The 23908-nt window shown below is 74.0% G+C and carries 16 protein-coding genes and 1 riboswitch; of the genes, 2 read left to right on the top strand and 14 right to left on the bottom strand.

What is annotated here, in order from left to right; translation table 11 throughout:
* Positions 1-31 precede the first annotated feature (31 nt).
* Genes ACFYT9_RS32845 through ribD form a run of 4 tightly spaced genes read right to left on the bottom strand, consistent with a single transcriptional unit; the run spans position 32 to position 3634 of the window.
* Entirely contained in the window at positions 32-1312 is a 1281-nt protein-coding gene (locus tag ACFYT9_RS32845) for a bifunctional 3,4-dihydroxy-2-butanone-4-phosphate synthase/GTP cyclohydrolase II (protein ID WP_376602554.1), read from the bottom strand.
* On the bottom strand, positions 1309-1941 hold the full coding sequence (locus tag ACFYT9_RS32840) for a nicotinamide riboside transporter PnuC (protein ID WP_389169466.1): 633 nt from the start codon (positions 1939-1941) through the stop codon (positions 1309-1311). The genes ACFYT9_RS32845 and ACFYT9_RS32840 overlap by 4 nt, the downstream gene beginning before the upstream one ends.
* A complete protein-coding gene (locus ACFYT9_RS32835) occupies positions 1938-2546 on the bottom strand; it encodes a riboflavin synthase (RefSeq protein ID WP_389169464.1) in 609 nt (202 codons plus the stop codon). Before ACFYT9_RS32835 ends, ACFYT9_RS32840 begins: the two co-directional genes overlap by 4 nt.
* Before the next feature lie 2 nt (positions 2547-2548).
* On the bottom strand, positions 2549-3634 hold the full coding sequence (gene ribD, locus ACFYT9_RS32830; RefSeq protein WP_389169461.1) for a bifunctional diaminohydroxyphosphoribosylaminopyrimidine deaminase/5-amino-6-(5-phosphoribosylamino)uracil reductase RibD: 1086 nt from the start codon (positions 3632-3634) through the stop codon (positions 2549-2551).
* A 172-nt stretch (positions 3635-3806) separates the two neighbouring features.
* A riboswitch (FMN riboswitch) is annotated at positions 3807-3936 on the bottom strand.
* A gap of 241 nt (positions 3937-4177) precedes the next feature.
* Here ribD and ACFYT9_RS32825 point away from each other — a divergent pair.
* On the top strand, positions 4178-6544 hold the full coding sequence (locus ACFYT9_RS32825) for a chitinase C-terminal domain-containing protein (protein ID WP_389169458.1): 2367 nt from the start codon (positions 4178-4180) through the stop codon (positions 6542-6544).
* 178 nt (positions 6545-6722) lie between these two features.
* Here the strand turns inward: ACFYT9_RS32825 and ACFYT9_RS32820 are convergent, their stop codons facing one another.
* Positions 6723-7847 carry an ROK family transcriptional regulator gene (locus ACFYT9_RS32820; protein WP_389169456.1) on the bottom strand — a complete coding sequence of 375 codons (1125 nt, stop codon included), beginning with the start codon at positions 7845-7847 and terminating at the stop codon, positions 6723-6725.
* Positions 7848-7964: 117 nt separating this feature from the next.
* On the opposite strand from ACFYT9_RS32820, the gene ACFYT9_RS32815 reads away from it, so the two are divergent.
* Positions 7965-9185 carry an MFS transporter gene (locus ACFYT9_RS32815; RefSeq protein WP_389169453.1) on the top strand — a complete coding sequence of 407 codons (1221 nt, stop codon included), beginning with the start codon at positions 7965-7967 and terminating at the stop codon, positions 9183-9185.
* A 242-nt stretch (positions 9186-9427) separates the two neighbouring features.
* Here ACFYT9_RS32815 and ACFYT9_RS32810 read toward each other — a convergent pair whose 3' ends face one another.
* From ACFYT9_RS32810 to ACFYT9_RS32770, 9 genes are all read right to left on the bottom strand, one after another.
* Complete coding sequence (locus ACFYT9_RS32810) at positions 9428-10846, bottom strand: MFS transporter (protein ID WP_389169450.1); 1419 nt, start codon at positions 10844-10846, stop codon at positions 9428-9430.
* A 206-nt stretch (positions 10847-11052) separates the two neighbouring features.
* Complete coding sequence (locus tag ACFYT9_RS32805) at positions 11053-11520, bottom strand: flavin reductase family protein (protein WP_389169498.1); 468 nt, start codon at positions 11518-11520, stop codon at positions 11053-11055.
* 116 nt (positions 11521-11636) lie between these two features.
* On the bottom strand, positions 11637-12602 hold the full coding sequence (locus ACFYT9_RS32800; protein ID WP_389169448.1) for an acyl carrier protein: 966 nt from the start codon (positions 12600-12602) through the stop codon (positions 11637-11639).
* Positions 12599-13945, bottom strand: coding sequence for a condensation domain-containing protein (locus ACFYT9_RS32795; RefSeq protein ID WP_389169446.1), 1347 nt, complete (start codon positions 13943-13945; stop codon positions 12599-12601). The genes ACFYT9_RS32800 and ACFYT9_RS32795 overlap by 4 nt, the downstream gene beginning before the upstream one ends.
* A complete protein-coding gene (locus ACFYT9_RS32790; protein WP_376598450.1) occupies positions 13942-14973 on the bottom strand; it encodes a MupA/Atu3671 family FMN-dependent luciferase-like monooxygenase in 1032 nt (343 codons plus the stop codon). The genes ACFYT9_RS32795 and ACFYT9_RS32790 overlap by 4 nt, the downstream gene beginning before the upstream one ends.
* 2 nt (positions 14974-14975) lie before the next feature.
* Positions 14976-19703, bottom strand: a complete 4728-nt coding sequence (locus ACFYT9_RS32785; protein WP_389169443.1) for a beta-ketoacyl synthase N-terminal-like domain-containing protein — start codon at positions 19701-19703, stop codon at positions 14976-14978.
* A complete protein-coding gene (locus ACFYT9_RS32780) occupies positions 19696-21627 on the bottom strand; it encodes a non-ribosomal peptide synthetase (protein ID WP_389169440.1) in 1932 nt (643 codons plus the stop codon). Before ACFYT9_RS32780 ends, ACFYT9_RS32785 begins: the two co-directional genes overlap by 8 nt.
* On the bottom strand, positions 21624-22691 hold the full coding sequence (locus ACFYT9_RS32775; protein WP_389169437.1) for a zinc-binding alcohol dehydrogenase: 1068 nt from the start codon (positions 22689-22691) through the stop codon (positions 21624-21626). Before ACFYT9_RS32775 ends, ACFYT9_RS32780 begins: the two co-directional genes overlap by 4 nt.
* On the bottom strand, positions 22688-23905 hold the full coding sequence (locus tag ACFYT9_RS32770; protein ID WP_389169434.1) for a Coenzyme F420 hydrogenase/dehydrogenase, beta subunit C-terminal domain: 1218 nt from the start codon (positions 23903-23905) through the stop codon (positions 22688-22690). Before ACFYT9_RS32770 ends, ACFYT9_RS32775 begins: the two co-directional genes overlap by 4 nt.
* Between the last annotated feature and the right edge of the window lie 3 nt (positions 23906-23908).

The raw sequence follows: 23908 nt of genomic DNA, 5'->3' as shown, positions 1-23908 counted from the left end.
TCTCCTTGCTGGGTGCGAAAGACGATCGGGGTTACTGGTTGCCGCAGGTGGGGGCCGGGGAGCCGTCCAGCCAGGGCAGGTCGTGGCCCATCCGGTCCCGCTTGGTGGTGAGGTAGCGGAGGTTGTGCTCGCCGGCCGTGACGGGCATCGGCTCGCGGCCCTCGACGGCGAGGCCGTGACGGGTGAGGGCGTCGATCTTGTCGGGGTTGTTCGTCATGAGCCGGAGGCTGCGGACCCCGAGGTCGGCGAGGATCTGCGCGCCGGCGGCGTAGTCGCGGGCGTCGGCGGGCAGGCCGAGTTCGAGGTTGGCGTCGAGGGTGTCCCGGCCGCGCTCCTGGAGCTCGTACGCGCGCAGCTTGGAGAGCAGGCCGATGCCGCGTCCCTCGTGGCCGCGGAGGTAGACGACGACGCCGCGGCCGGCCTCCTGGATGCGGTCCATGGACGCCTGGAGCTGGGGGCCGCAGTCGCAGCGCAGCGAGTGGAAGACGTCGCCGGTGAGGCATTCGGAGTGCATCCGGACGAGGACGTCGGCGCCGTCGCCGATCTCGCCGTGGACGAGGGCGACGTGCTCGACGCCGTCGACCGTGGAGCGGTAGCCGTAGGCGGTGAACTCGCCGTGGGCGGTGGGGAGGTGGACCTCGGCCTCGCGGCGGACGGTGGGCTCGGCGGAGCGGCGGTAGGCGATCAGGTCCTCGATGGAGATGATCGTCAGGCCGTGCTTGCGGGCGAAGGGGACGAGCTCGGGGAGGCGGAGCATCACGCCGTCCTCGCCGGCGATCTCGACGATCGCTCCGGCCGGGCGCAGGCCCGCGAGGCGGGCCAGGTCGACGGCGGCCTCGGTGTGGCCGGGGCGGGCGAGGACGCCGCCCTCGCGGGCCCGCAGCGGGAAGATGTGGCCGGGGCGGACGAAGTCGGAGGGCTCGTGGTGCCCGCTCGCCAGCATCCGGAGGGTGGTGGCGCGGTCGGCGGCGGAGATGCCGGTGGTGACGCCGTGCTCCGGGCTCGCGTCGACGGAGACCGTGAAGGCCGTCCGCATCGACTCGGTGTTGTGCTCGACCATCTGCGGGAGGTGGAGCCGCTCCAGCTCGTCGTGCTCCATGGGGGCGCAGATGAGGCCGCGGCACTCGCTCATCATGAAGGCGACGACCTCGGGGGTGGCCTTCTCGGCGGCGATGACGAGGTCGCCCTCGTTCTCGCGGTCCTCGTCGTCGACGACGACCACGGGGCGGCCCGCGGCGATGTCGCGGACGGCCTGCTCGACGGGGTCGAGGGCGAGGTCCTCGGTGTCCCAGACGGACGGCACGGTGCTCATGCGGGGGCTCCTTCCAGAGCGGGGGTGCGCGTGCGAAGCCACCAGTCGCGCAGGCCCCACAGGACGAGCGCGCCGTAGAGGACGTAGACGAACCCGGAGAAGGCGTATCCGTTGGCGAAGTTCAGCGGGACACCGACGAGGTCGACGAGCAGCCAGGCGAACCAGAACTCGACCATCCCGCGGGCCTGGGCGTACATGGCGACCACGGTGCCGACGAAGATGTACGCGTCGGGCCAGGGGTCCCAGGAGAGAGTCGGGAAGGCCTCGAAGAGCAGGGCGACCGCGACGGTGCCGGCGGCGGCCGCGGCGATCATGGCGCCGCGCTCGCGCCAGGTGGCGAAGCGGACCGCGATGTGGCCGTCGGCGCCGCCCTGCCTTCCGCGCTGCCACTGCCACCAGCCGAAGAGCGCCACGAGCATGACGACGACCTGCTTGCCGGCGCTGCCGGTGAGGTGGCCGAAGAAGGCGCCGAAGAGTATGAGGCCGGCGAGGAACTGCACGGGCCAGGTCCACACCGAACGGCGCCAGCCGAGGGTGAGGGCCACCAGCCCGAAGATGTTCCCGATCATGTCCGACCAGATGATGTGCTGGTCGAAGAGGGTGAACGCCTCGGAGTTGAGCCAGTTCACTGGACGTTCTCCCGTCCGTCCGTGCCGAGCAGCCGCTCGACGTACTTGGCGATGACGTCCACTTCGAGGTTGACCGGGGCGCCGGGCCGCTTGTGCCCCAGCGTGGTCAGGGCGAGGGTGGTGGGGATGAGGCTGATGGTGAACCAGTCGTCGCCGACCTCGACCACGGTGAGGCTGACGCCGTCGACGGTGATGGAGCCCTTCTCGACGACGTAGCGGGCGAGGGAGGCGGGGAGGCCGACCCGGACGATCTCCCAGTGCTCGGACGGGGTCCGCTCCAGGATCGTGCCGGTGCCGTCCACGTGCCCCTGGACGATGTGGCCGCCGAGGCGGCCGCCGACGGCCATGGGGCGCTCCAGGTTGACCCGGGAGCCGGGCTCCAGGGCGCCGAGGGAGGAGCGCTTGAGGGTCTCGGCCATCACGTCGGCGGTGAACTCGCCGTCACCGGTCTCGACCACGGTGAGGCAGACGCCGTTGACGGCGATGGAGTCGCCGTGGCGGGCGCCCTCGGTGACCAGGGGGCCGCGCAGGCGGAAGCGGGAGGCGTCGGGCAGTTCCTCGACGGCGACGACCTCGCCCAGCTCTTCGACGATTCCGGTGAACACGGTCAGGCTCCCTTGAGGGTCGGGACGGCGGTGATGCGGATATCGGATCCGATGTGCGCGGTCTCGGTGATGTCGAGGCGCAGCGCGCGGGTGAGGGTGGTGATCCCGGCGTCGGCGAGGGCGGCGGGGCCCGCGCCGAGGAGGACCGGGGCGAGGTAGCCGACGACCTGGTCGACGGCGCCCCCGGCGACAAAGGCGCCCGCCAGGGTGGGGCCGCCTTCGAGGAGGATCGAGCGGACGCCGCGCGCGTACAGCCCGTCGAGCAGTTCGCGCACGCCGATGCGGCCGTCGTGCAGGGGCAGTCGCAGCAGGTCGACGCCGGGCAGGTGCCGGGTGTCGGCGTCCTCGCCGACGACCAGCAGGGTGGGCGCGGCGTCGTCGAGGATCCGGGCGGTGGGGAGGAGGCGCGCGTGGGTGTCGAGGGCGACCCGCAGGGGCTGGGTGGCGCCCTCGACGCCGCGGACGGCGAGGTGCGGGTCGTCCGCGCGCAGGGTCCCGCCGCCGACCAGGACCGCGTCGGCCTCGGCGCGCAGCCGGTGGACGTCGGCGCGGGAGTCGGCGGAGCTGATCCAGCGGGAGCTGCCGTCGGCGGCGGCGATCCGGCCGTCGAGGGTGGCGGCGTACTTCCAGCGGACGAAGGGGCGGCCGGTGCGGACGGAGGTGAGCCAGGCGATGTTGCCTGCCTCCGCCTCGTCCTCCAGGACCCCGGCGACGACCTCGACGCCGGCCGCGCGGAGGGTGTCCGCACCTCCGGTGGCCTGCGGGTTCGGGTCGCCGACGGCGTAGACGACGCGGGCGACGCCGGCCTCGATCAGGGCCTGCGCGCAGGGGCCGGTGCGGCCGGTGTGGTTGCAGGGTTCGAGGGTGACGTGGGCGGTGCCGCCGCGGGCCTGGGCGCCGGCCTCGCGCAGGGCGTGGATCTCGGCGTGGGGGCCTCCGGCGCGCTGGTGCCAGCCTTCGCCGACGACGTGACCTGAGGCGTCGGTGACGACGCAGCCGACGACGGGGTTGGGGCTGGTGGCGCCGAGTCCGCGGGCGGCGAGCTCCACGGCGCGTCGCATGGCGGTGATGTCGGCCTGCCGGTCCACCGGGTCCTCCTGCCTCTTCGGGCACGGACTCCGGGGCCTGTCGATGACGACAGAGAGCGGGTACGACGACTGAGCACGAGGGTGCCGGAACGGCCGGAGGTCCACGGGTGCGCCGACGGAACGCGGCCACCAGCGGACGTACGGCCGGCACACCCCGGTCAGGGGTCGCCCGCCGCGCACTGCCTCCCATCCGGACTTTCACCGTCGGTCCAGGAATCTCACCTGGTCAACCGGCCGCTGGCTGCGGACGGGTCGCGGACTATACCGCCGGTTCGGAATTACACCGACCCCGGAGTGCGCTGCTGCTGATACAGGGCCAGTGTGCCACGCGCTGTCAACGGGCATGCACACGATCCCTGTGCGATCGCTCACAGGGTCCCACGGAATTTTCCGTTGGTCCAGACCTATTGACGCACTGGTCTAGTCCTCTTAATGTCCGTGTCACCTCCGAGGCACGGCTCGACGGTGTGCGCACACCACGGGCCCAACACGTACCACCCCCTTGTTCGTTGCGTGTTTCACCTCCCCGAGGAGGACCTGATCGTGCTGTCCCCCACGACCAAGAGAGCGTCGCTGCTCGCGTCCGGTGCCGCCGTGGCCGGCCTGCTGCTCAGCTCGCTCGCCGGTGGCGTCTCCTACGCCGCCGACAACGAGAGCTGTCGCCCCGACGGCCTGTACAAGACGCCCGGCGTCGACGTCCCCTACTGCTCGGTCTACGACACCGAGGGACGCGAGAAGATGGGCGCCGACCACCAGCGTCGCGTCATCGGCTACTTCACGAGCTGGCGGACCGGGAAGAACGGCCAGCCCGCCTTCCTCGCCAACAACATCCCGTGGGACAAGATCACCCACATCAACTACGCCTTCGCCCACGTCGACGGCGCCAACAAGCTCTCCGTCGGGGCGGACGGCCCGAACAACGCCTCCACCGGCATGACCTGGCCCGGAGTGGCCGGCGCCGAGATGGACCCGGCCTACGCGTACAAGGGCCACTTCAACCTGCTGAACAAGTTCAAGAAGCAGCACCCCGACGTGAAGACGCTGATCTCCGTCGGCGGCTGGGCCGAGACGGGCGGCTACTTCGCGGACAACGGCGACCGGGTGAACTCCGGCGGCTTCTACTCGATGACGACCAACCCGGACGGTTCGGTCAACCAGGCCGGCATCGACACCTTCGCCACCTCGGCCGTCGACTTCATCCGCAAGTACGGGTTCAACGGCGTCGACATCGACTACGAGTACGCGACGACCATGAAGGACGCGGGCAACCCCCTCGACTGGTCGATCGCCAACGGCCGCCGCGCGGGTCTGGTCAAGAGCTACGACGCCCTGATGAAGTCCCTCCGCGAGAAGCTGGACACGGCCGGCGCCGCCGACGGCAAGCACTACATGCTGACCGTCGCCGCCCCCTCCTCCGGCTACCTTCTGCGCGGCATGGAGACGTACCAGATGCAGAAGTACCTGGACTACGTCAACATCATGTCGTACGACCTGCACGGCGCCTGGAACGAGTACGTCGGCCCGAACGCCTCGCTCTTCGACGACGGCAAGGACGGCGAGCTCGCCGCCGCCAACGTCTACGGCTCCGCGCAGTACGGCAACATCGGTTACCTCAACACCGACTGGGCCTACCACTACTTCCGCGGCTCCATGCCGGCCGGCCGCATCAACATCGGCCTGCCCTTCTACACCCGCGGTCACAAGAACGTGCAGGGCGGCACCGACGGCCTGTGGGGCAAGGCCACCGCGGCCACCTGCCCGGTGGGCTCCGGCCTGACCAAGTGCGGTGACGGCGCCTCCGGCATCGACAACCTGTGGCACGACAAGGACGACGCCGGCAAGGAGGCGCCGGCCGGCTCCAACCCGATGTGGCACGCCAAGAACCTGGAGAAGGGGATCGTCGGCGACTACGTCACCCAGTACGGCTTCCCGGCGAACACCACCCTGACCGGCACCTACGCCCGCAAGTACGACTCGACCCTGGTCGCGCCGTGGCTGTGGAACGCCGAGAAGAAGGTCTTCCTCTCCACCGAGGACGAGCAGTCCGTGGGCGCCAAGGCCGACTACGTGGTCGACCGCGGCATCGGCGGCACCATGGTCTGGGAGATGGCCGGCGACTACGACTGGAACGCCGCCAAGGGCCAGTACGAGATGGGTGACACGCTCACCTCGCTGATGTACGACAAGTTCAAGGCCGCCACCCCGTACGGCGCCAAGAAGTCCGACAAGGCGCTGCCGACCCAGGCCGTGAACATCGAGACCGCCTTCACCGAGTTCAAGCTGGGCGACTCGAACTACCCGCTCACCCCGAAGGTCAAGATCACCAACCGGACGAACACCGCGCTGCCCGGCGGCACGGAGTTCCAGTTCGACTACGGCACCTCGGCCCCGGCCAACGCCTCCGACCAGTCCGGCTTCGGCACCAAGGTCATCAGCAGCGACCACACCGGATCCAACGTGGGCGGCCTGAAGGGCAACTTCCACCGGGTCTCGCTGAAGCTCCCGGCCTGGCAGTCCCTCGCCCCGGGCGCGACGATCGACCTCGCCTTCAACTACTACCTGCCGGTGTCCACCCCCTCCAACTGGACGGTGAACATCAACGGCACCACCTACGCCCTCGCCGGCGACCTGGCGCGCGGCACGACGGTGGTGGAGCCCGGCACGACCACGCCGCCGACCACCCCGCCGACGACCCCGCCCACCACTCCCCCGACCACGCCTCCCACCACCCCGCCGACGACGCCGCCCACCGGCTGCGCCACCCCGGCGTACGTGGCCGGCCAGGTCTACAACACGGGCAACGAGGTCTCCCACAACGGCCGCAAGTACAAGGCCAAGTGGTGGACGCAGAACGAGGCCCCCGGCACGACCGGCGAGTGGGGCGTCTGGCAGGACCTCGGCGCCTGCTGACGCACCACCCCTGAGATACCCCCGGCGGCGGTCTCACGGCCCTTGGCCGCCGCCGGGCCGCACCCTCCGCGCCGCGCCCCCCTGTCCGGGGCGCGGCGCGGTCGCGTTCCCGGTCCGGGCCCGGCCGCGCCCGCCGGTCCGGGCCCGGGTCGCGTGTCCGGGACCCGGCACGGCGGGGTCACGGGAAGAGGGCGTCCTGCGCCGCGTCCCGGGCCCGCAGCAGCGCGCCGCGGAGCACGGCCGCGTCGCCGAGGGTGGTGGCGCGGACCTCGGTGCGCAGCGGGGAGAGCGCGGCCAGCTCGGCCTCCACGCGGGCCGCGAGGCCGGGCCCGCCCTCGTGGCCCGCCTCCCCGGCGAGGACCACACAGCCCGGGTCCAGGACGGCGGCGACGGCCGCCGCGCCCACGGCGAGCCTGCGGGCGTAGGCGTCGAGGAAGGGTCCGTCGCCGGAGGCGAGCGCGCCCACCGGGTCGAGGCCGTGCGAGAGGGCGAGGGCCTCGGCGGCGGTGGTGCTCACCAGCTCGTGGAAGCCGCCGTCGCAGCCGGTCGCCGAGGGCAGCCCGGAGGTGCCGGGCACCGGCAGGAAGCCGATCTCGCCCGCGCCGCCGGAGGCCCCGCGGCGCAGTCGCCCGCCGAGGACCACGGCGGCGCCGACCCCCTGGCCGAGCCAGAGCAGGACGAAGTCCTCGCGGCCCCGGGCCGCGCCCTCGCGCAGTTCGGCGACGGCGGCGAGGTTGGTCTCGTTCTCGACGAGCACATGGGCGGGGAGGCGTTCCTGGAGGACGGCGACGAGCCGGCGGTGCCAGGCGGGCAGTCCGGTGGAGTCGCGGAGCTCGCCGGTGGCCGGGTCGATGAGACCGGGGGCGCCGACGGCCACGGTATGGAGCCGGTCCGCGCCCGCCTCCTTCGCGGTGCGCTCCAGGAGGGCGACCGCCTTCTCGACGGCGGGTCCGGTGCCGGCGTCCTCGCCGACCGGGGCGGCGGCCCCGGCGAGCGGGGTGCCGAGCAGATCGGTGACGGTGACCGAGACGGAGCGGGTGCGGACGTCGAGGGCGGCGAGGTGGGCGCGGTCGGCGACGAGCCCGTACAGCTTGGCGTTGGGGCCGCGGCGCTCGGCGCCGGACTCGCCCACGACATGGACCAGTCCCGAGCCGCTGAGCCGCTCGACGAGATCCGCGACGGTGGGCCGGGAGAGCCCGGTGAGGGTCTTGAGCTGGGCTGCCGTCAACGGGCCCTCGTCCTGGAGCAGGCGCAGGGCGAGCCGGTCGTTGATGGCCCGGGCGGTGCTCGGGGATGCGGCCATGCGGTGATCCTCTCAGACGTCTCCCCGCCCGCTTCGCTCCGGACCACTATTTATCAGGCAGGGTTCCTGATAGTTTACGGCGCGTCATCGGATCGATCGCGTCCCGGGGAGGACCACATGGCGGCGGAGACCGTCCTCAGCTCCGAACGGCTCCGGCGGGCCCGCTTCGCCGTCGCCGCCGTCTTCTGCGTGCACGGCGCCGTGACCGGCAGCTTCGCCACCCGGATCCCCTGGATCCAGGAGCACGCGGGGGTCAGCGCCGGCCAGCTCGGCCTCGCGCTCGCCTTCCCCGCCCTCGGCGCCTCGCTCGCGATGCCGCTGGCCGGCCGGATCAGCCACCGCTTCGGGGCCCGCACCGCACTGCGCGGACTGCTCGCGCTCTGGACGCTCTCGCTGACCCTGCCCTCGCTCGCCCCGAACGTCTGGGGCCTGTGCGCCGTCCTCTTCGTGTACGGCGCCACGGCGGGCATGTCCGACGTGGCGATGAACGCGCTCGGTGTCGAGACCGAGAACCGGCTGGGCCGCTCCATCATGTCCAGCCTGCACGGCATGTGGAGCGTCGGCGCCCTGCTCGGCTCGGCGGCCGGTACCGTCGCCGCCCATGTCGGCACCGACGCCCGGTTGCACCACCTGATCGGCGCGCTCGTCCTGACCGTGCTGGGCCTCGCCCTCTGCCAGGGCGTCCTGGACCCGGCCCCCGCGGAGGAGGAAGAGGCGCCGCCGCGCTTCGCGCTGCCGCCGAAGTCCGCGCTGGTGATCGGCGCCATCGGCTTCTGCGCGGTCTTCGCCGAGGGGGCCAGCCTCGACTGGTCGGCGGTCTACCTCCGCGACGAGCTGGGCAGTTCGGCGGGGCTCGCCGCCGCCTCCACCACCGCCTTCGCGCTCACGATGGCCGTGGCCCGGCTGGCCGGCGACCGGGTGGTGGACCGCTTCGGCGCGGTCCGCACCGTCCGGGTCGGCGGCGCCGCCGCCACCGTCGGCGGGGTCATGGTGGTCGCCGCCCCGCACGCCGCCGTGGCGCTGGCCGGATTCGGACTGATCGGCCTCGGGGTCGCGGTCGTCGTGCCGCTGGCCTTCGCCGCCGCCGCGCGCTCCGGCCCCAACCCCAGCCAGGCCATCGCGGGCGTCGCCACCATCACGTACACCTCCGGTCTGATCGCCCCGTCCGCGATCGGCGGCATCGCCGACGCCACCTCGCTGGTCTTCTCGTTCGGCCTGGTCACCGCGCTCGCCTTCGGCCTGATCCTCGGCGCGGGCGTCCTGCGGACCGCCCCGCGCGCGGCGACGGCGGAGCCCGCCGGCACGGACGCCGCGAAGAGCGCGGGCCCGGTCGGCTGAGCCCGTACCGGGGGCACGGCGGAACCCTGACCGAGCCCGTGGCGGGGGCCGGCGGGACCCGCGGCCGAGCTGTTCCGGGGCCCGGCGGGACCCGCGGCCGAGCCGTTGCGGGGCCCGGCGGGACCTGCGGCCGGGCTGTTCCGGGGCCCGGCGGAACCCCGGCCGGGCCCGTGGCGGCGGCCCGGCGGAAACCGGTCGGCCGGGCCCACGGCGGGGCCCGGCGGGACCCCTCCCCGGAGGGGTCAGGCGCTCGTGCGGGGGCGGCGCAGGCCGATCGCGATGAGCAGGGCCGCTCCCAGGACGATCGCCACGTCGATGACGATCACGGTGCGCACGCCGTCCATGAGGTCCGGCGTGGTCGTCGCCAGGACGCCGAGCAGCGGGATGCCGACCGTGATGCCGATCTGCTGGGTGGAGGTGACGAGGCCGGTGGCCAGGCCCTGCTCCTCGTCCGGCACGCCCGAGGTGACGGTCAGGCCGTACGAGATGATCGCGGCGAGGTGGCACACGCAGGCCAGGGCCAGGCAGACGGCGGCCACCCACACACTGTGCCCCGCGGTCCCCACGGCCAGCAGTCCGGCGCAGAACAGGCCCTGGCCCACGAGGGAGCCGACCAGGGTCGGGCCGCTGCCGAAGCGTCCGACGACCTTCGGGATGAAGCCGCCCGACACGGCCGCGGCCAGGCCCTGGAAGCCGAAGACGAGGCCCGTCTGGAAGGCGGACAGGTCCAGGACCTGCTGGAGGTACAGGCCCATCACGAAGACGACCGTGCTCATCATCGAGAGGGTGACGAGACCGCCCAGGTTGCCCCAGGCGACCGTCCTGCGGCGCAGCGTCGTCAGCGAGATGAGCGGGTCCGCCGTGCGGGACTCGACGACCACGAACACGGCGAGCAGGAGAACGCCCGCGATCAGCGCGACGATCACGTCGACGCCGCCGAAGCCCCGGTCGGCCGCGGTGGAGAGCGCGTAGATCACGGCGAGCAGACCGCCGGTGACGGTGAGGGCGCCCGGAACGTCCAGGCGGGGGCGGCGGGGGTTCTTCGACTCGGGCAGCACACCCGGTGCGAGCGGCAGCACGATCAGCGAGAAGAGGGCCAGCAGGCCCATCGTCGAGCGCCAGCCGAGGGTGTCGGTGAGGACCCCTCCCATCACCATGCCGACCGTGAACCCGAGCGAGAGCAGGGTGCCCGAGATGGACAGGGCGCGGTCGCGCAGGGGTCCCTCGGGGAAGGTCGTGGTCAGCAGCGACATGCCGGTGGGCACGATGGCGGCGGCTCCCACGCCCTGCAGGGCGCGGCCGGTGAGGAACGAGGCCGGGTCCCAGGCGAAGGTGGCCAGGAGCGAGGACGCGCCGAACACCACCAGGCCTGCGAGGAAGATCCTGCGCCGGCCGAAGAGGTCGCCGGCGCGGCCGAGGATCAGGAGGAAGCCGCCGGAGGGCAGGGCGAAGGCGGTGACCGCCCACTGGAGGGCGGCGGGGCTCATGCCGAGTTCGCCGCCGAGCGTGGGGAGGGCGACGTTCAGTACGGAGAAGTCGAGCGCGACCATGAACTGCGCGGCGCACAGCACGACGAGGACGAGCGTGGACCTGGCCGGGGCCGCGCCGCGTTCGGGTGGCGTCCCGGCGGTCGCGGAGGCGGTCTCGGTGCTCTGGGTCATCGGTCCTGACTTTCGGGAGGGGACGGGGTGGGATGAGCGGGGCGGCGGGGCCGGCCCCGCCGGGACGCGGGCCCGGGGGGTGGAACCCGCCGCCGGCGGGAGTCGGCCGGCGGCCGCGGGCCCAGGGCGTGGAACCCTCCGCCGCCGGGGTACCGGAAGCGAGTCGGTCGGCAGCCGGGTCCAGGGGGTGGAGCCAGTCGCCGGGGTCAGCCCGGCAGTCGCGGGCCCACGGCGTGGAACCCGCCGTCGGCGAAGACGAGGGCGGGGACCGCGGCCGGGCGGAGCGTCCGGCAGCGTTCGACGGCGCCGATGACGATGACGTGGTCACCGGCCTCGACGATCCGGTCCAGCCGGCAGGCGAAGTAGCCGACGGCGCCGCTCAGCAGGAGGCCCCCGCCGGGGGCCTCGCTCGTGCGGACCCCGTCCTGGAAGCCGGCCGCGCCCGTGGGGCGGTCGGGGTCGGCGAACCAGCGGGCGAGCTGCTCCTGTTCGGCGGCGAGGAGGTTGACGACGAAGGCGCCGGTGGCCTCGATCGGACCTCGGATGCGGGCACCGGTCCTGACCGAGAACGAGACGAGCGGCGGCGCGAGGGAGAGCGTCGTGAAGGAGCTGACCGTCATGCCGTGCGCGGCCTCGCCCGTGCCGCTCGTCACGACGGTGACACCGGTGGGCAGACGGCGTGCGACGGAGCGGAGCTCCTCGCCGGTGGCGGCCCCGGCGCTCCCGGTCCGGCCGGCCGACTCCGCGCCCCGGGGCGCGGCGGGGGTCGTGGGGGTGGTCGTCGTGGTGCTCAGGGCCCCGGCTCCGTCCGTGCGGGCAGCGGTGCCGCGCCGAGCAGCACCGCGGCGAGGTGGGAGACGCCCGCGCCGAAGAGCACCAGCGTGCCGTCCTCCGGGCCGGTGTGCTTGCGTTCCGCCAGGCGGTCGGCGAGGTTGATCAGCGGATCGCTGCCCAGGCAGTGCGCGACGCGGCCCACGTTGGCCCGGGACAGGCGGCCGCCGCCGAGGCGGACGTCGCTGAGGTACAGCTCCAGGACGTCGCCGGCGAAGTTGCTGGGGAGGACCGCCCGCACGTCGCCGAGCCCGCCCCCGTCCCGCCGGGCCGCGAGCCGGCCGAACAGCTCCCGGTGCGCGGCGACCCGGGCGAGGAGCTGCTGCTGCGGGGCTCCGGCCTGGTGGAGGCCGGCGTCCGAGTGGTGGGCCATGCCCAGGAGGGGCAGGCCGCTCGCGGTGGCGGAGACCAGGACGGACGCGGCGCCGTCGCTGGCGATCGCCGCTCCCCCGGCGACGATCCGCTGCCCGCCCGTCGCCTGGGCGGCGAGGTCGCCGGTGACGACGAGGACCTGCCGGGCGGTGCCGTCGCGGACGTAGGAGGCCGCCGTGCCCACGGCGACCATGGCGGTGGCGCAGTCCATCAGGCCCGTGGTGACGGCCGTCGCCCGCGAGATGCCCGTCTCCTCCAGGAGCTCGGCGACGTCGCGGTGGGCGGACCGGTCCCGGGGCAGCGAGTCGGTGGCGAGAAGGACCATGTCGATCTCGGAGGCCGGGACACCGGACTCGGCGAGCGTGCCGCGGACCGCGTGGGCCATCAGCTCGGTGACGGGGGCGTCCGACCAGTGGTACGTGTGGAACCCCGCGCCCGGGGCGGTGAGCTCGGCGGCGGCCCGGGGGTCGGCCAGCAGTTCCGGAAGCTCCGTCACGGGTTCGGCGTACTCCCCCAGTTCGTACGCGGGGGCGCACAGACGTGCGGTGATCACCGGTCCACCTCCTGGGCGGCGGCGCCGGCCAGCGCGGTGAAGCGCTCGGCCAGTGCGCGTGCGGTCGAGGCGTCGTAGAGGGCGGTGTCGAACTCCAGCCAGCCGGTGACGCCCTCGGGGCCCGGGTACACGGCCAGGGTGAGGTCGTAGCGGGCCGTCGCCTTGTCGAGGTCCGCCGAGGTCGCCAGGGCGCCCTGGACGCGGCGCTCCTCGTCGCCGAGGTTGTCGAAGACGAAGACGGCGTCGAGGAGCGGGTGGGTGCCCTCCAGGCGCCGTGGTGCCTCGATCAGTTCGCCCGGGTAGGCGGCGTGCCGCAGGCCGGCCCGGGTGATGTCGCGGGCCGACCGCAGCCGGTCGCGGTGTCCGCCGTCGCCGGCGCCCCGCAGGCGCACCGGCAGGACGTTGAGCAGGTAGCCCACCACGTCCTGGCTGTCCGGGGAGGTCCTGCCGGTGGTGAAGGTACCGAGCAGGACGTCGTCGGAGCCGCCGAACTCGGCGAGCGCCGCCCAGGCGACGGCGAGCCAGCCGGCGTAGGCCGTCGCGCCCTCGCGCTTCGCCCCCGCGGTGATCGCGTCCGCGACGGCGGCGGGCAGCGTGAAGCCGGCGCGGGCGCCGGTCCTCGTGGTCGCGTCCGTCCGCGGGCGGTCGGTGGGCAAGGGCGGCGGGGCGTCCGCCGTCTCGGCCGTCCAGTAGGCCGCCGCCGCACGCCCCGCGGGGCTCCCCACCCAGGCCCGCTGGTCCGCGGCGAAGCGTCCGAAGGCGCCGGAGGTACGGGGGGTGCCGGAGGTGCCGGTGGGCGCGTCCGCCGTGGTCCCGGCGCCGAGCGCGTCGAGCAGGAGCTCGAACGACCAGGCGTCGAAGACCAGGTTGTGCACGGCGAACAGGAGCCACGCCTCGTCGGGGGCGGGCCCCTCCGCGAGGGTCACGCGCAGCAGCGGTCCGGCCGCGAGGTCGAAGGGTTCCTCCGCCTGGCTCCTGGCCAGGGCGTGCGCCTCGGCCTCGTCGGCGCAGCGGGTGCGGACGAGGCGGGGCGGCAGCACGGCGTGGGTGACGGGCCGTACGGTGTCGCCCTCGGTCGTGAAGGTGGTCCGCAGCGCCTCGTGGGACGCGGCGAAGGCGAGCAGCCGGTCGGCGATCCTGTCGAGGTCGACGGCGGAGCCGGTGAGGTGGACGGCCTGGCAGACGACGTCGACGGGCCGGCCGCCCACCTGGTGGTGGGTGCGCCACAGGCGCCGCTGGCCCGGGGTGAGTTCCGGCCTCCGGGCCGCGGGGAGCGCCGCGCGGAGCCGGGCCCGCTGCTCGGGGGTGAGGGCCGCGACGCGCGCGGCGAGGTCGCCGGTCACGCGTACCGCCTCCGCAGCTCGTTCAGGTGCTCCAGGCTCTGGACGACGAGGTCCTCGTCGACGCCGAAGTCGATGAGGCAGGCGATCTCGTCGACGCCCATGCCGCGGAAGCGCTCGACGACCGCGCCGCACGAGTCGGGGGTGCCCAGGAGGGCCCCCTTCTCGAAGTACTTGTCGAAGGCGAACCTGATGAGTTCGTCCTGGTCGCTCTGGGAGATGTCGCGGACCCCTGCGCCGGGGGCGAGGTTCTTCTTCTGCGAGTCGATGACGGTGAAGAAGGACCGCAGGTAGTCGCTGAAGGGCGGCCACACCGTCTCCCTGACCTCGTCGAGGTCGGTGCCGATGTAGGTGTGCAGCATCAGCGTGACGGTGGTGGAGTCGCGGTCGTGCCCGTACTCCTCCAGCGTCTTGTAGTAGAGCGCGAGCTTCTCCTCCAGCTCCTCGTTGGTCATGTCGATGAGCGCGGTGAGGACGTTGCAGCCCAGCCGGCCGGCGGTCTCGAAGGTGTCCGCGCTCTTGGTGCAGGTGAGCCAGATCGGCAGCTCGGGCTGGACCGGCTGCGGGTGCAGCTCGACCTCGACGTGGTTGCCGAGACCGTCCTGCACGTAGACGGGGGCGCCCTCCCACAGCTCGCGGAGCGTGGTCACGGCGTCGAAGGTGCGGGTGCGCCGGTCCTCCCAGCCGGAGGGGTTGATCGCGAAGTCGAGCGGGCTGAAGCCGGTGGCCAGGGCGATGCCGGCGCGGCCGCGGGAGAGGTTGTCGACGACCGACCACTCCTCCGCGACGCGGATCGGGCTGTGGAGGGGCAGGATGACGCTGCCCGCCCGGATCTGGAGGCGCTGGGTGGCCATGGCGAGGCCTGCCCCGAGCACGGAGGGGTTGGGGTAGAGCCCGCCGAAGCGGTGGAAGTGGCGCTCGGGGGTCCAGATCGCCGTGAACCCGTTCTCGTCCGCGTACTTGGCCGCGTCGAGGACGAAGCGGTACTTGTTCTTCTCGTCTCCCGAGAAGAAGATCAGGCTGAAGTCCACCGTCAGTTCCCCTGTTCCGGGCCCGCGGCGAGCGCCGCGTCCGTGTCGGTGCCGGCCTCGGCGGCCAGCAGTCGTTCCAGTTCCTCCGGAGCCAGCCCGGCCAGCTCGGCCGTCAGCTCGGCGATCTCGTCGCCCTCGTCCCCGGGGACGTCGTCCTCGCGCGCGGCGTCGAGGCGCTCCTGCACGAGGGCGGCCAGCGCCCTCGGGGTCGCCTCGCCCAGGACGTCGGCCAGCGGCACCTCGACCGAGAACTGCGCGCGCACGTGGGACAGCAGCCGCACGATGAGCAGCGAGTCGCCGCCGTACTCGAAGATGTCGGCGTCGAGCGGCATCTCCGGGGCGCCGAGCAGCTCGCGGACGAGGCCGGCGACCTGCTCGACGAGGTCACCGGCGGCCGCGTCGCCGCCCGCCTCCGCGACGGCGGCGGAGAAGCCCGACGTCGGCCGGGCGACCTGGTCGTTGCGCACCCACTGGTCGAGCCGGTAGTCGATGTCCCAGGTGGAGACGGCGACGTGGGAGACGTCGCGCAGGGTGAGCAGGCGGCGGATCGTCTCCAGGCCCTCGTCGGGCTGGATGGCCTTGTCGTCCATGCTGCGGCCGATGGCGGAGATCGCCCGCTTCTCGTCCTGGTGGTGCTGCCACACGTCCCAGGCGGCGCTGATCCACACGGTGCGGTCAAGACCGCGGTTGGCGCGCTCGGCCGCCGCGTCCATGAAGTGGTTGGCGGCGCCGTATCCGAGCAGGCGCAGGCCGCCGAGGACGCCGGCCAGCGAGGAGAGCATCAGGCAGAAGTCCACCGGGTGGTCGGCGAGGACCTTCTCCAGGACGATCTGCCCGTACGCCTTGGAGACGAAGTGCCAGCGGCACTGCTCGACGCTCGCCGCCGTGATGGCGCGGTCCCACTGCTCGCTGGGCAGGCCGGCGGCGTGGACGACGCCGTGGACGGCGCCGAACTGGGCGACGACCTTCTCGAAGGCGGCGCGCAGCCCGTCCTCGTCGGCGACGTCGGCGTTGACGAGGAACGGGGTCGCCCCCTCGGCCTCCAGGCCGCGCAGCCGGGTGATCCTCAGGGAGGTCTCGTCGGTGGCGGGGTGGTTCGCGAGCCAGTCGTCCCAGGTCTCGCGGGCGGGCAGCGGCTCGCGGGTGAGGAGCGCCAGACGGGCCCCGCACTCGCGGTGGAGCCAGCGGCCGATGGTGGTGCCGATCTCGCCGAGACCGCCGGTGATGAGGTAGACGCCGTCCTCGCGGAGCCGGGACTCGGCGTCGGCGGTCCAGTCGGCCCGCACCCGGGCCATGTCGGCGATCCAGCGGGTCGCGCCGCGGAGGGTGACGGCGACCTCGGGGTGGCGGTGGCCGGCGAGTTCGGCGGCGAGGGTGCGCAGCGAGCGCTCGTCGGGTTCGGCCGGGAGGTCGAAGTGGCGGGAGCCGATGTTGCCGTGCTCCTGGCCGATGACCCGGGCGGCCACGGCGAGGGAGACGCGTTCGGCGTCGGGGGCCGGCTCGGCACCGCTGATCGCGTAGGCGCCCGTGCTCACGAGGTCGAGCTGGAGCGGCTGGGTGACGTCGTGGGCGCTGAGGCCCTTCACGAGGGCGATCAGGCTGTAGAGACCGGCGCGCTGGGCCTCCTCGAAGCGCTCGATGCCGTGCTCGGGCGGCAGCGGGGCGGTCGACCAGGCGTGCACGATCCGGGCGGGGAAGTCGGGCTCACCGAGCAGGTCGGCGACGAGCCGGCCGTGGTCCTCCTCGGATTCGGGGTTCACCGTCCACGCGTCGCCGTCGCGGCCGTACCGCTCGCCGGCGTGCACGGTGTACACCCGGCCGGCGAAGGCGTGCCGGGCCAGGCGGCCGGCGGTTCCGTCCTGGTCGGCGAAGAGGAGGACGGGCTCGGTGATCGGGTCGGCGGGGGTGTCGAGGGTGCCGACGGCCTGTCGCCAGACGGGGGCCGACAGCCACTCGTCGAGGGGGAGCTTCGGTACGCCGGTGCCCGGGGCGCCGGTCGTGCCGGACACGGTGCCGGCGCCGCGTTCGATCCAGTAGCGCAGTCCCTCGAACGGGTACGTGGGCAGCGGCACCCGGCCGCGGCCGTGCCCGGCGTGGTGGCCGGCCCAGTCGACGGGGAGTCCGGCGGCCCACAGGCGCCCCAGGGCGGCGTGCAGCGCGGTCAGGTCGGCGCCGGCGTCGCGGCCACGGGCCGCGGAGGTGACGACGGGGACGCCCGTCTCGCGGTCGGGGTGACGGCGGGTGAAGGTGGCCAGGGTCTGTCCGGGGCCCACTTCGAGGAAGGCGTGGTCGCCGTCGGCGAGGACGGTGGCGACGTTCTGCGCGAAGCGCACGGTGTCGCGGAGGTGGCCGGCCCAGTAGGCGGGGTCGGTGGCCTCGTCGTCGCGGATCCAGGTGCCGGTCCGGTTGGAGAGGAACGGGATCTGCGGGCGGCGGAGTTCGACGGTCCGCAGGACCTCGGTGAGCGGGGCGACGGCCGGGTCCATCATCGCCGAGTGGAAGGCGTGCGAGGTGACCACCTTGCGGTGGGCGACGCCGTCGGCGGTGAGGCGGGACGTGAGCTCGCGGATGGCGTCCTTCGGGCCCGCGACGGTGCAGACGGCGGGCTCGTTGACGGCGGCGAGCGCGACGGTGTCGTCGAGGTAGCGCGTGACCTCGTCGGGGGTGAGCATCACGGCGAGCATGGAGCCGCCCGGCAGCTCGTCCATCAGCCGGCCGCGCTCGGCGACGACCCGCAGGGCGTCCTGGAGGCGGAAGACTCCGGCGAGCGTCGCGGCGACGTACTCGCCGACGCTGTGGCCGACGAGCGCCGTGGGCCTGACGCCCCAGGCCATCCACTGCTGGGCCAGGGCGTACTCGACGGCGAAGAGGGCCGGCTGGGTGAGCCGGGTGCGGTTGATGTCGTGCCGCTCGCCCTGGTATCCGCGGGCCTCGGGGTGGAGCACGTCGCGCACGTCGAGGCCCAGGTGCGGGCGGAGCAGTTCGGCACACTCGTCGAGGACGCCGCGGAAGACGGGCAGGTGCGCGTACCAGTCCTGGCCCATGCCGACGTACTGGGCGCCCTGGCCGGGGAAGAGCATGGCGACCGGCCGGTCGGCGGGCTCGCCGGAGTCCTGGTGGAGGTGGCGCGGGTCGCCGGTCCTGAGGGCGCGGACGGCGGTGGCCCGGTCCGGGGCCGTGACGACGGCCCGGTAGTTGAAGGTCCGGCGCGCGGTGGCGAGGGTGTAGGCGGTGTCGCCGAGGGCGAGGTCGCCCGACGGGCCGGTCTCCTGCGGGGCGGTGGCCTCCAGGTGGTCGGCGAGGGCCGTGCGGGCCTTCTCCAATGCCGCCGGCGACTTGGCGGAGACCGGGAGGACCACGACCGGCGTCGCCCGGACGCGGTCGTCGGCGGTCCGGGCCGGGGCCTCCTCCAGGACCACGTGGGCGGTGGTGCCGCCCATGCCGGTGGAGGTGACGGCGCAGCGCAGGGGGCCGTTGTCGTCGTGCCAGGGTTCGGTGGCGGTGCTCATCCGGAACCGGGTTCCCTCGACGCCGAGTTCGGGGTTCCACTCGGTGAGGTGGGGGGTGGCGACCAGGGTGCGGTGGTGGAGCATGAGGACGCACTTGATGAGGCCGACGACGCCGGCGGCGACGCTCAGGTGCCCGAGGTTCGCCTTGACCGAGCCGATCGTGAGCGGCTGGGCGCCGTCCGCCCCGTAGACCTGTGCGGCGGCGGCCAGTTCGATGGGGTCGCCCATCCGGGTGCCGGTGCCGTGGGCCTCCAGGTAGCTGACGTCGGCCGGCTCCACGCCCGCGACGGCGAGGGCCTCGGAGAGCACGGCGGCCTGCCCGTTGACGCCGGGGGCGGTGTAGCCGACGCGGTCGGCGCCGTCGTTGCCGACGGCGGAGCCGCGGATCACGGCCCAGACGGTGTCGCCCTCGGCGACGGCGTCGGCGAGGCGCTTGAGCACGACGACGCCGGTGCCGTTGCCGAAGACGGTGCCGTCGGCGGCGGCGTCGAAGGGGCGGACCGTGCCGGTGGCGGAGGCGATGCCGTCGGCCTCGTGGAGGTAGCCGGCCTCCTGCGGGAAGCGGACGGCGACACCGCCGGCGAGCGCGAGGTCGCACTCCTCCGACAGGAGGCTCTGGGCGGCGGTGTGGACGGCGACGAGCGAGGTCGAGCAGGCCGTCTGGACGGAGATGCTGGGGCCGGTGAGGTTGAGGTGGTACGAGACCCTGGTCGCGAGGTAGTTGGGGTCGTTGCCCATGAGCGTCGCGAGGTCTTCGCGCATGCGGGCGACGGATCCCTTGAAGCCCTTCTCGCCCGTGAGCACGTTGTCGAGGAGGTAGGTGCTCGCGAGCGCTCCGGCGAAGACGCCGACGCGTCCGGCGTACTGCTCCGAGTCGTGGCCGCTGTGTTCGAGGGCGGACCAGGAGGACTGGAGGAAGAGGCGCAGCTGCGGGTCCATCCGCTCGGCCTCGCGTGCGCTGAGGTAGAAGAAGGAGGCGTCGAAGAGGTCGGCGCCTTCGAGGGTGGCCGCCTTGCGCACGTAGCGGGGGTCGGCGAGCGTGGCGGCGGGGACGCCCGCGGCGCGCAGGGTGTCCTCGTCGACCTCGGCGACGTGGTCGGTGCCGTCGAGCAGGGTGCGCCAGAGCTCCGTGTGGTCGCGGGCGCCGGGCACGCGGCAGTCGAGTCCGACGACGGCGATGAGGCCGTCCAGGGCCGGGTCGTCGTGCTTCACATCAGTCACGGGGCTCTCCAGGGGCAGCCGTCCGGTCCACGCCTGCGGCGGGACGGTTCGTGTGGTGGGGTGTGCGGTTCGGTGTGCGGCGCCGGCCCCGCGCGGTGAGGCGCCGGGAGCCCCGGGCCTCGCCCGCGGTGGTGACCGGTGCCGCCGGGGCGTCGGTCCCGGGCGCGGCTCCGATCAGGCGGGCGAGGGAGCGGACGGTGGGTGCCCGGTAGAGGTCGGTCATCCGTACGCCGGGGGCGATGCCGCCGGTGAGGCGTTCGTGGACGGCGGCCATCCGCAGGGAGGTCCCGCCGAGGTCGAAGAAGTTGTCGTCCAGACCGGTCACGGGGATGCCGAGCACCTCCTGCCAGGCGTCGGCGACGGCGCGCTCGATCGGGTTGCCGCGCCGGACGCCGTGGTCGGCGGGCGGGGGCGTGGCGGTGAGCGGATCCGGCAGGGCCGCCCGGTCGATCTTGTGGTTGGCGGTCAGCGGCAGCTCGTCCAGGAGCACGTACGCGGTCGGTACGGCGTGGTCGGGCAGGGTGCGGCGGAGGGCCGCCCGCAGTTCGGCCGGGACGGGCCGGCTGCCCGTCGAGGGCACGACGTGGGCGGCGAGCTGGCGTTCGCCGAGGCGGTCGGTGAAGGGCATGACGACGGCTTCGCGGATCTGGGGGAGGTCCTTCAGGGCGCTCTCCACCTCGCCCGTCTCGACCCTGATCCCGGAGATCTTCACCTGGAAGTCGCGGCGTCCGACGAGCAGCAGGGTGCCGTCGTCGAGGCGCCGGGCGAGGTCGCCCGTCCGGTAGGTGGTGCCGTCGGTGACGGCGGCGGGCGCCAGGTAGGGGCTGGTGACGACGAGTTCGCCCTCGCCCGGCCCCTGGACGTCCTCGCCGTCGGGGCCGACGAGCCGGACGGTGGTGCCGGTGACGGGGCGGCCGAGCGGGAAGACGCCGGTGGGCGGGCGGTAGTCGGGGCCTTCGACGCGCAGCAGGGCGCAGGAGCACTCGGTGGACCCGTAGGCTCCGGCGACCTGGCAGTGCGGGGCGAACATCCGGCGGTAGGAGTCGAGGTCGGCCAGGTGGAGGGTGTCTCCGCCGAGGGCCAGCATGCGCATGGCCGGCAGCGCGGTCCCGCGCGAGGCCATGGTGCGGACGAGTGCCCGGAAGACGGGGAGGGTGGAGTGGTAGACGGTGATCCGCTCGTCGGCCATCCACTCCAGCAGGCCGGTGATGCCCAGGGCCTTGAGGTCGACCGGGTAGAGGGCGGCGCCGTTGAGGAGGGCGGCGAAGGTGTCCTGGACGGCCGAGTCCCAGCTGTACGCGGACTGGAGGGACAGCCTGTCCTCGGGGCCGATGCCCAGTCCGTCGGTCCAGGCGCGGGTGTGGTGCAGGACGTTGCGGTGCAGCTGGGCGACCGGTTTGGGCGTGCCGGTGGAGCCGGACGTGTAGAGGACGTACGCCTCCGCGTGGGGCTCCGCGTGGACGGTGGCCGGCGACTCGGGGTGCTCCACGAGTGCGGCGTACGGAAGGACGGGGCGCCCCGCCGCGAGCCGGGAGGCGGTGGCGAGTCCGTCGGCGCCCGCCACGATCGCGCGGACGCCGGCGTCCTCGGCCATGAAGGCGAGCCGCCGCTCGGGGTAGGCCGCGTCGAGGGGGACGTACGACAGTCCGGCCTGGAGGGCGCCGAGCAGCGCGGCGATCATCTCCGCGCCGTGGGAGAAGAGCAGGCCCACGCGGTCGCCCGGGCTCAGGCCGGCGTCGGCGAGCGCGGCGGCGACGCGGCCGGCCCGGTCCCGGGTGTCGCGGTAGGTCCACCGGGCCTGCGGCGTGACCACGGCGGGCCGGTCGGGGTGGGCGGCGGCGATCTCCAGGAACCGGTGGACGAGGGTGCCGGCCCGTTCGGCCTCGGGGAAGGGGCGGTGGCCTGTGGTGCGGGGGGCGGTCACGGCGTCTCCTTCCATGCGGCGGCGGGGTGGGCGGGGGGATGGTGGAAGAGGGCGGCCGGGTGGGGCGGCCGCCGCCTGAGCTCCGTGTAGGCCTCGGCGGCCTCGTCGAGGGTGAAGCGGGGCAGTTTCATCGCGGCGGGCGTGATGCCTCCGGAGGCGACGAGGTCGAGGGCCCGCTGGAGGTTCTCGGTGACCGTGTGCTCCCCGGCGGCGGGGGCGACTTCGGTGAGGCCGCGGGCGTAGGACGGATCGCGGTATCCGGCGCCGCAGCGGGCGGCGTAGCGGACGTCGAGGTTGCCGAGTTCCACGCTGAAGTCGATCCGGGCGGAGAACCGGCCGACGCCGACCAGCCGGGGCCGTCCGGGGGCGGCCGCGGCCCAGCGGGCGGCCTCGGTCACGGCGGAGGTCATGTCGCCGGTGCCGCAGAGCATGACGCAGCGTCCGCCGGTGCCGCCGGCCGGGGGCGCGGTGGCCGGCAGGGCGGGTCCGTCGGCGACGGCGAGGCCGAGGGCCTCGGCGGTGGCGAGCCGGTCCTGCCGGAGGTCGCGCACGAGGACCCGGCAGCCGAGGGCCGCGGCGGTCTGGGCGACGAGGAGGCCGACCATGCCCGCTCCCACGACGGCGACCTCGTCCCCGGGTGCGAGGCCCGCGCGGTCCACCGCGTGCACGGCGGTGGCGGCGAGGTTGGCGACGACGGCGTCGGCCAGGTCCACCCCGGCGGGCACCGGCCGGCACAGCAGGTGGGGGACGGTGACGACGTCGGCGTGCACGGCCTCGCCCCAGCCCATGGCGATGACCTGGTCGCCCGGGGCGAAGCCGGGGGTGCCGGGGCCGGTGGACTCGACGGTGCCGGCGGCGCAGTAGCCGAGGGGGAAGTGCTCGCCGGTGCGCGCGGAACGGTCCAGGTAGTGGAGTTCGGTGCCGGGGCTGATCATGGTCCACCGGGTGCGGAGCCGGAGCTCTCCGGGGCCGGGCGCGGGCCTGACCGCCTCCCGTACGACGGGGAGCGCCGCGCCGGCGGCGACGAGCTCCCGCGTGGCGAGGGCGGCCTGCGGCGGGGTCACGCCTTCTCCTCTTCGGCCGGCGCGGCGATCAGTTGTTCGTCGGGGATGATGTCCAGCTCCTCGCGGTAGTGCGGCATGGGTCCGAGCGGGACGGGCTTGCCCGACTCCTCGTAGGAGGCCCTGCGGTTGCGTTTGCGTTCGAGGCCGAGGTTGAGGCCGGCCAGGTCGACCGGACGGTGGGTCAGCAGGCCGCGGGCGAACCCCTCGGCCATCGCCTTCCGGCCGGTCTCGGTGCGGATGAAGACCCGCCCGTGCTTGTCCTGGTCGTATCCCTGCACGCTGGCGGCGAAGATGTTCGGGTCGCCGTCGCTGACGCTCACGTCGGCCAGGCCCGACATCCAGTCGCCGCAGGAGAGGCAGCGGTGGGTCTTGTTGCCCGCGAAGTCCCTGACGGCCTGCCAGAAGGCGACGCGGTGCTCCTTGCCGTCGTCCGTGCGGATGCCGATGTCGCCCGGGTAGTCGCCTTCGCGGTACCGCAGCCGCACCACCGATTCGAGGGGGACCTCGGCGCGCCGGGTGATGACGGCGGCTGTGCCCTCGGGGCGGGTGCTGGAGGAGCAGGCGGGTTCGACGAGCAGGACCACGTGGTCGCGGGCCCAGCGGCCGGCTTCCGTGTCCATGGCCTGGAGCTTGCGCATGGCCTGGATGTGGCAGGCCACTCCGGACATCGCGACCTTGGCGTCGGGTTCGTGGAGCATGACCTGGCGCAGCGCGCCGAGGTAGGGGGCGAGCTGGTACGTGGACTGGGACGTCCCGGCGAGCGCGGCCGGGTCGCGGACGAGGGCGGGGGCCGCCCGCCAGGGTTCGTCCTCGTCCCTGCCCATCGAGAGGACGACGGTCACGCCGAAGGCGGCCATGGCCGTCTGGAGGAGGGCGGTGAGGCTTCCGCCGCTGGCGGACGCCTCGAAGACGACCGGGTCGAGGGAGTGGCCGGCGACGACCTCGTCGAAGACGCCGGTCCACCGTTCGGCCGGCGTGCGGGTGCGGCCGAAGAGCCGCTCCTCGGTCGCGGGGGTGCCGGGGTCGGCGCCGGGACAGACGGTGAGGCAGTCGTTGCACTCGCCGCAGTCCGACGCGGTCCAGGAGTCGGCGGTGAGGACGGGGGTGAGTCCGTCGAAGCCGATCACCCCGGCGGGGCAGGCCAGTTGGCAGGCGCCGCACACGGTGCACAGGTCGGGTCGGAGCACGTCCTGCTCAAGCTGCTGGAACGTCATGCC

This window comes from Streptomyces sp. NPDC004435 (assembly GCF_042873895.1).
Classification (GTDB): domain Bacteria; phylum Actinomycetota; class Actinomycetes; order Streptomycetales; family Streptomycetaceae; genus Streptomyces.
This window is presented reverse-complemented; position numbering and strand designations above follow the sequence as displayed.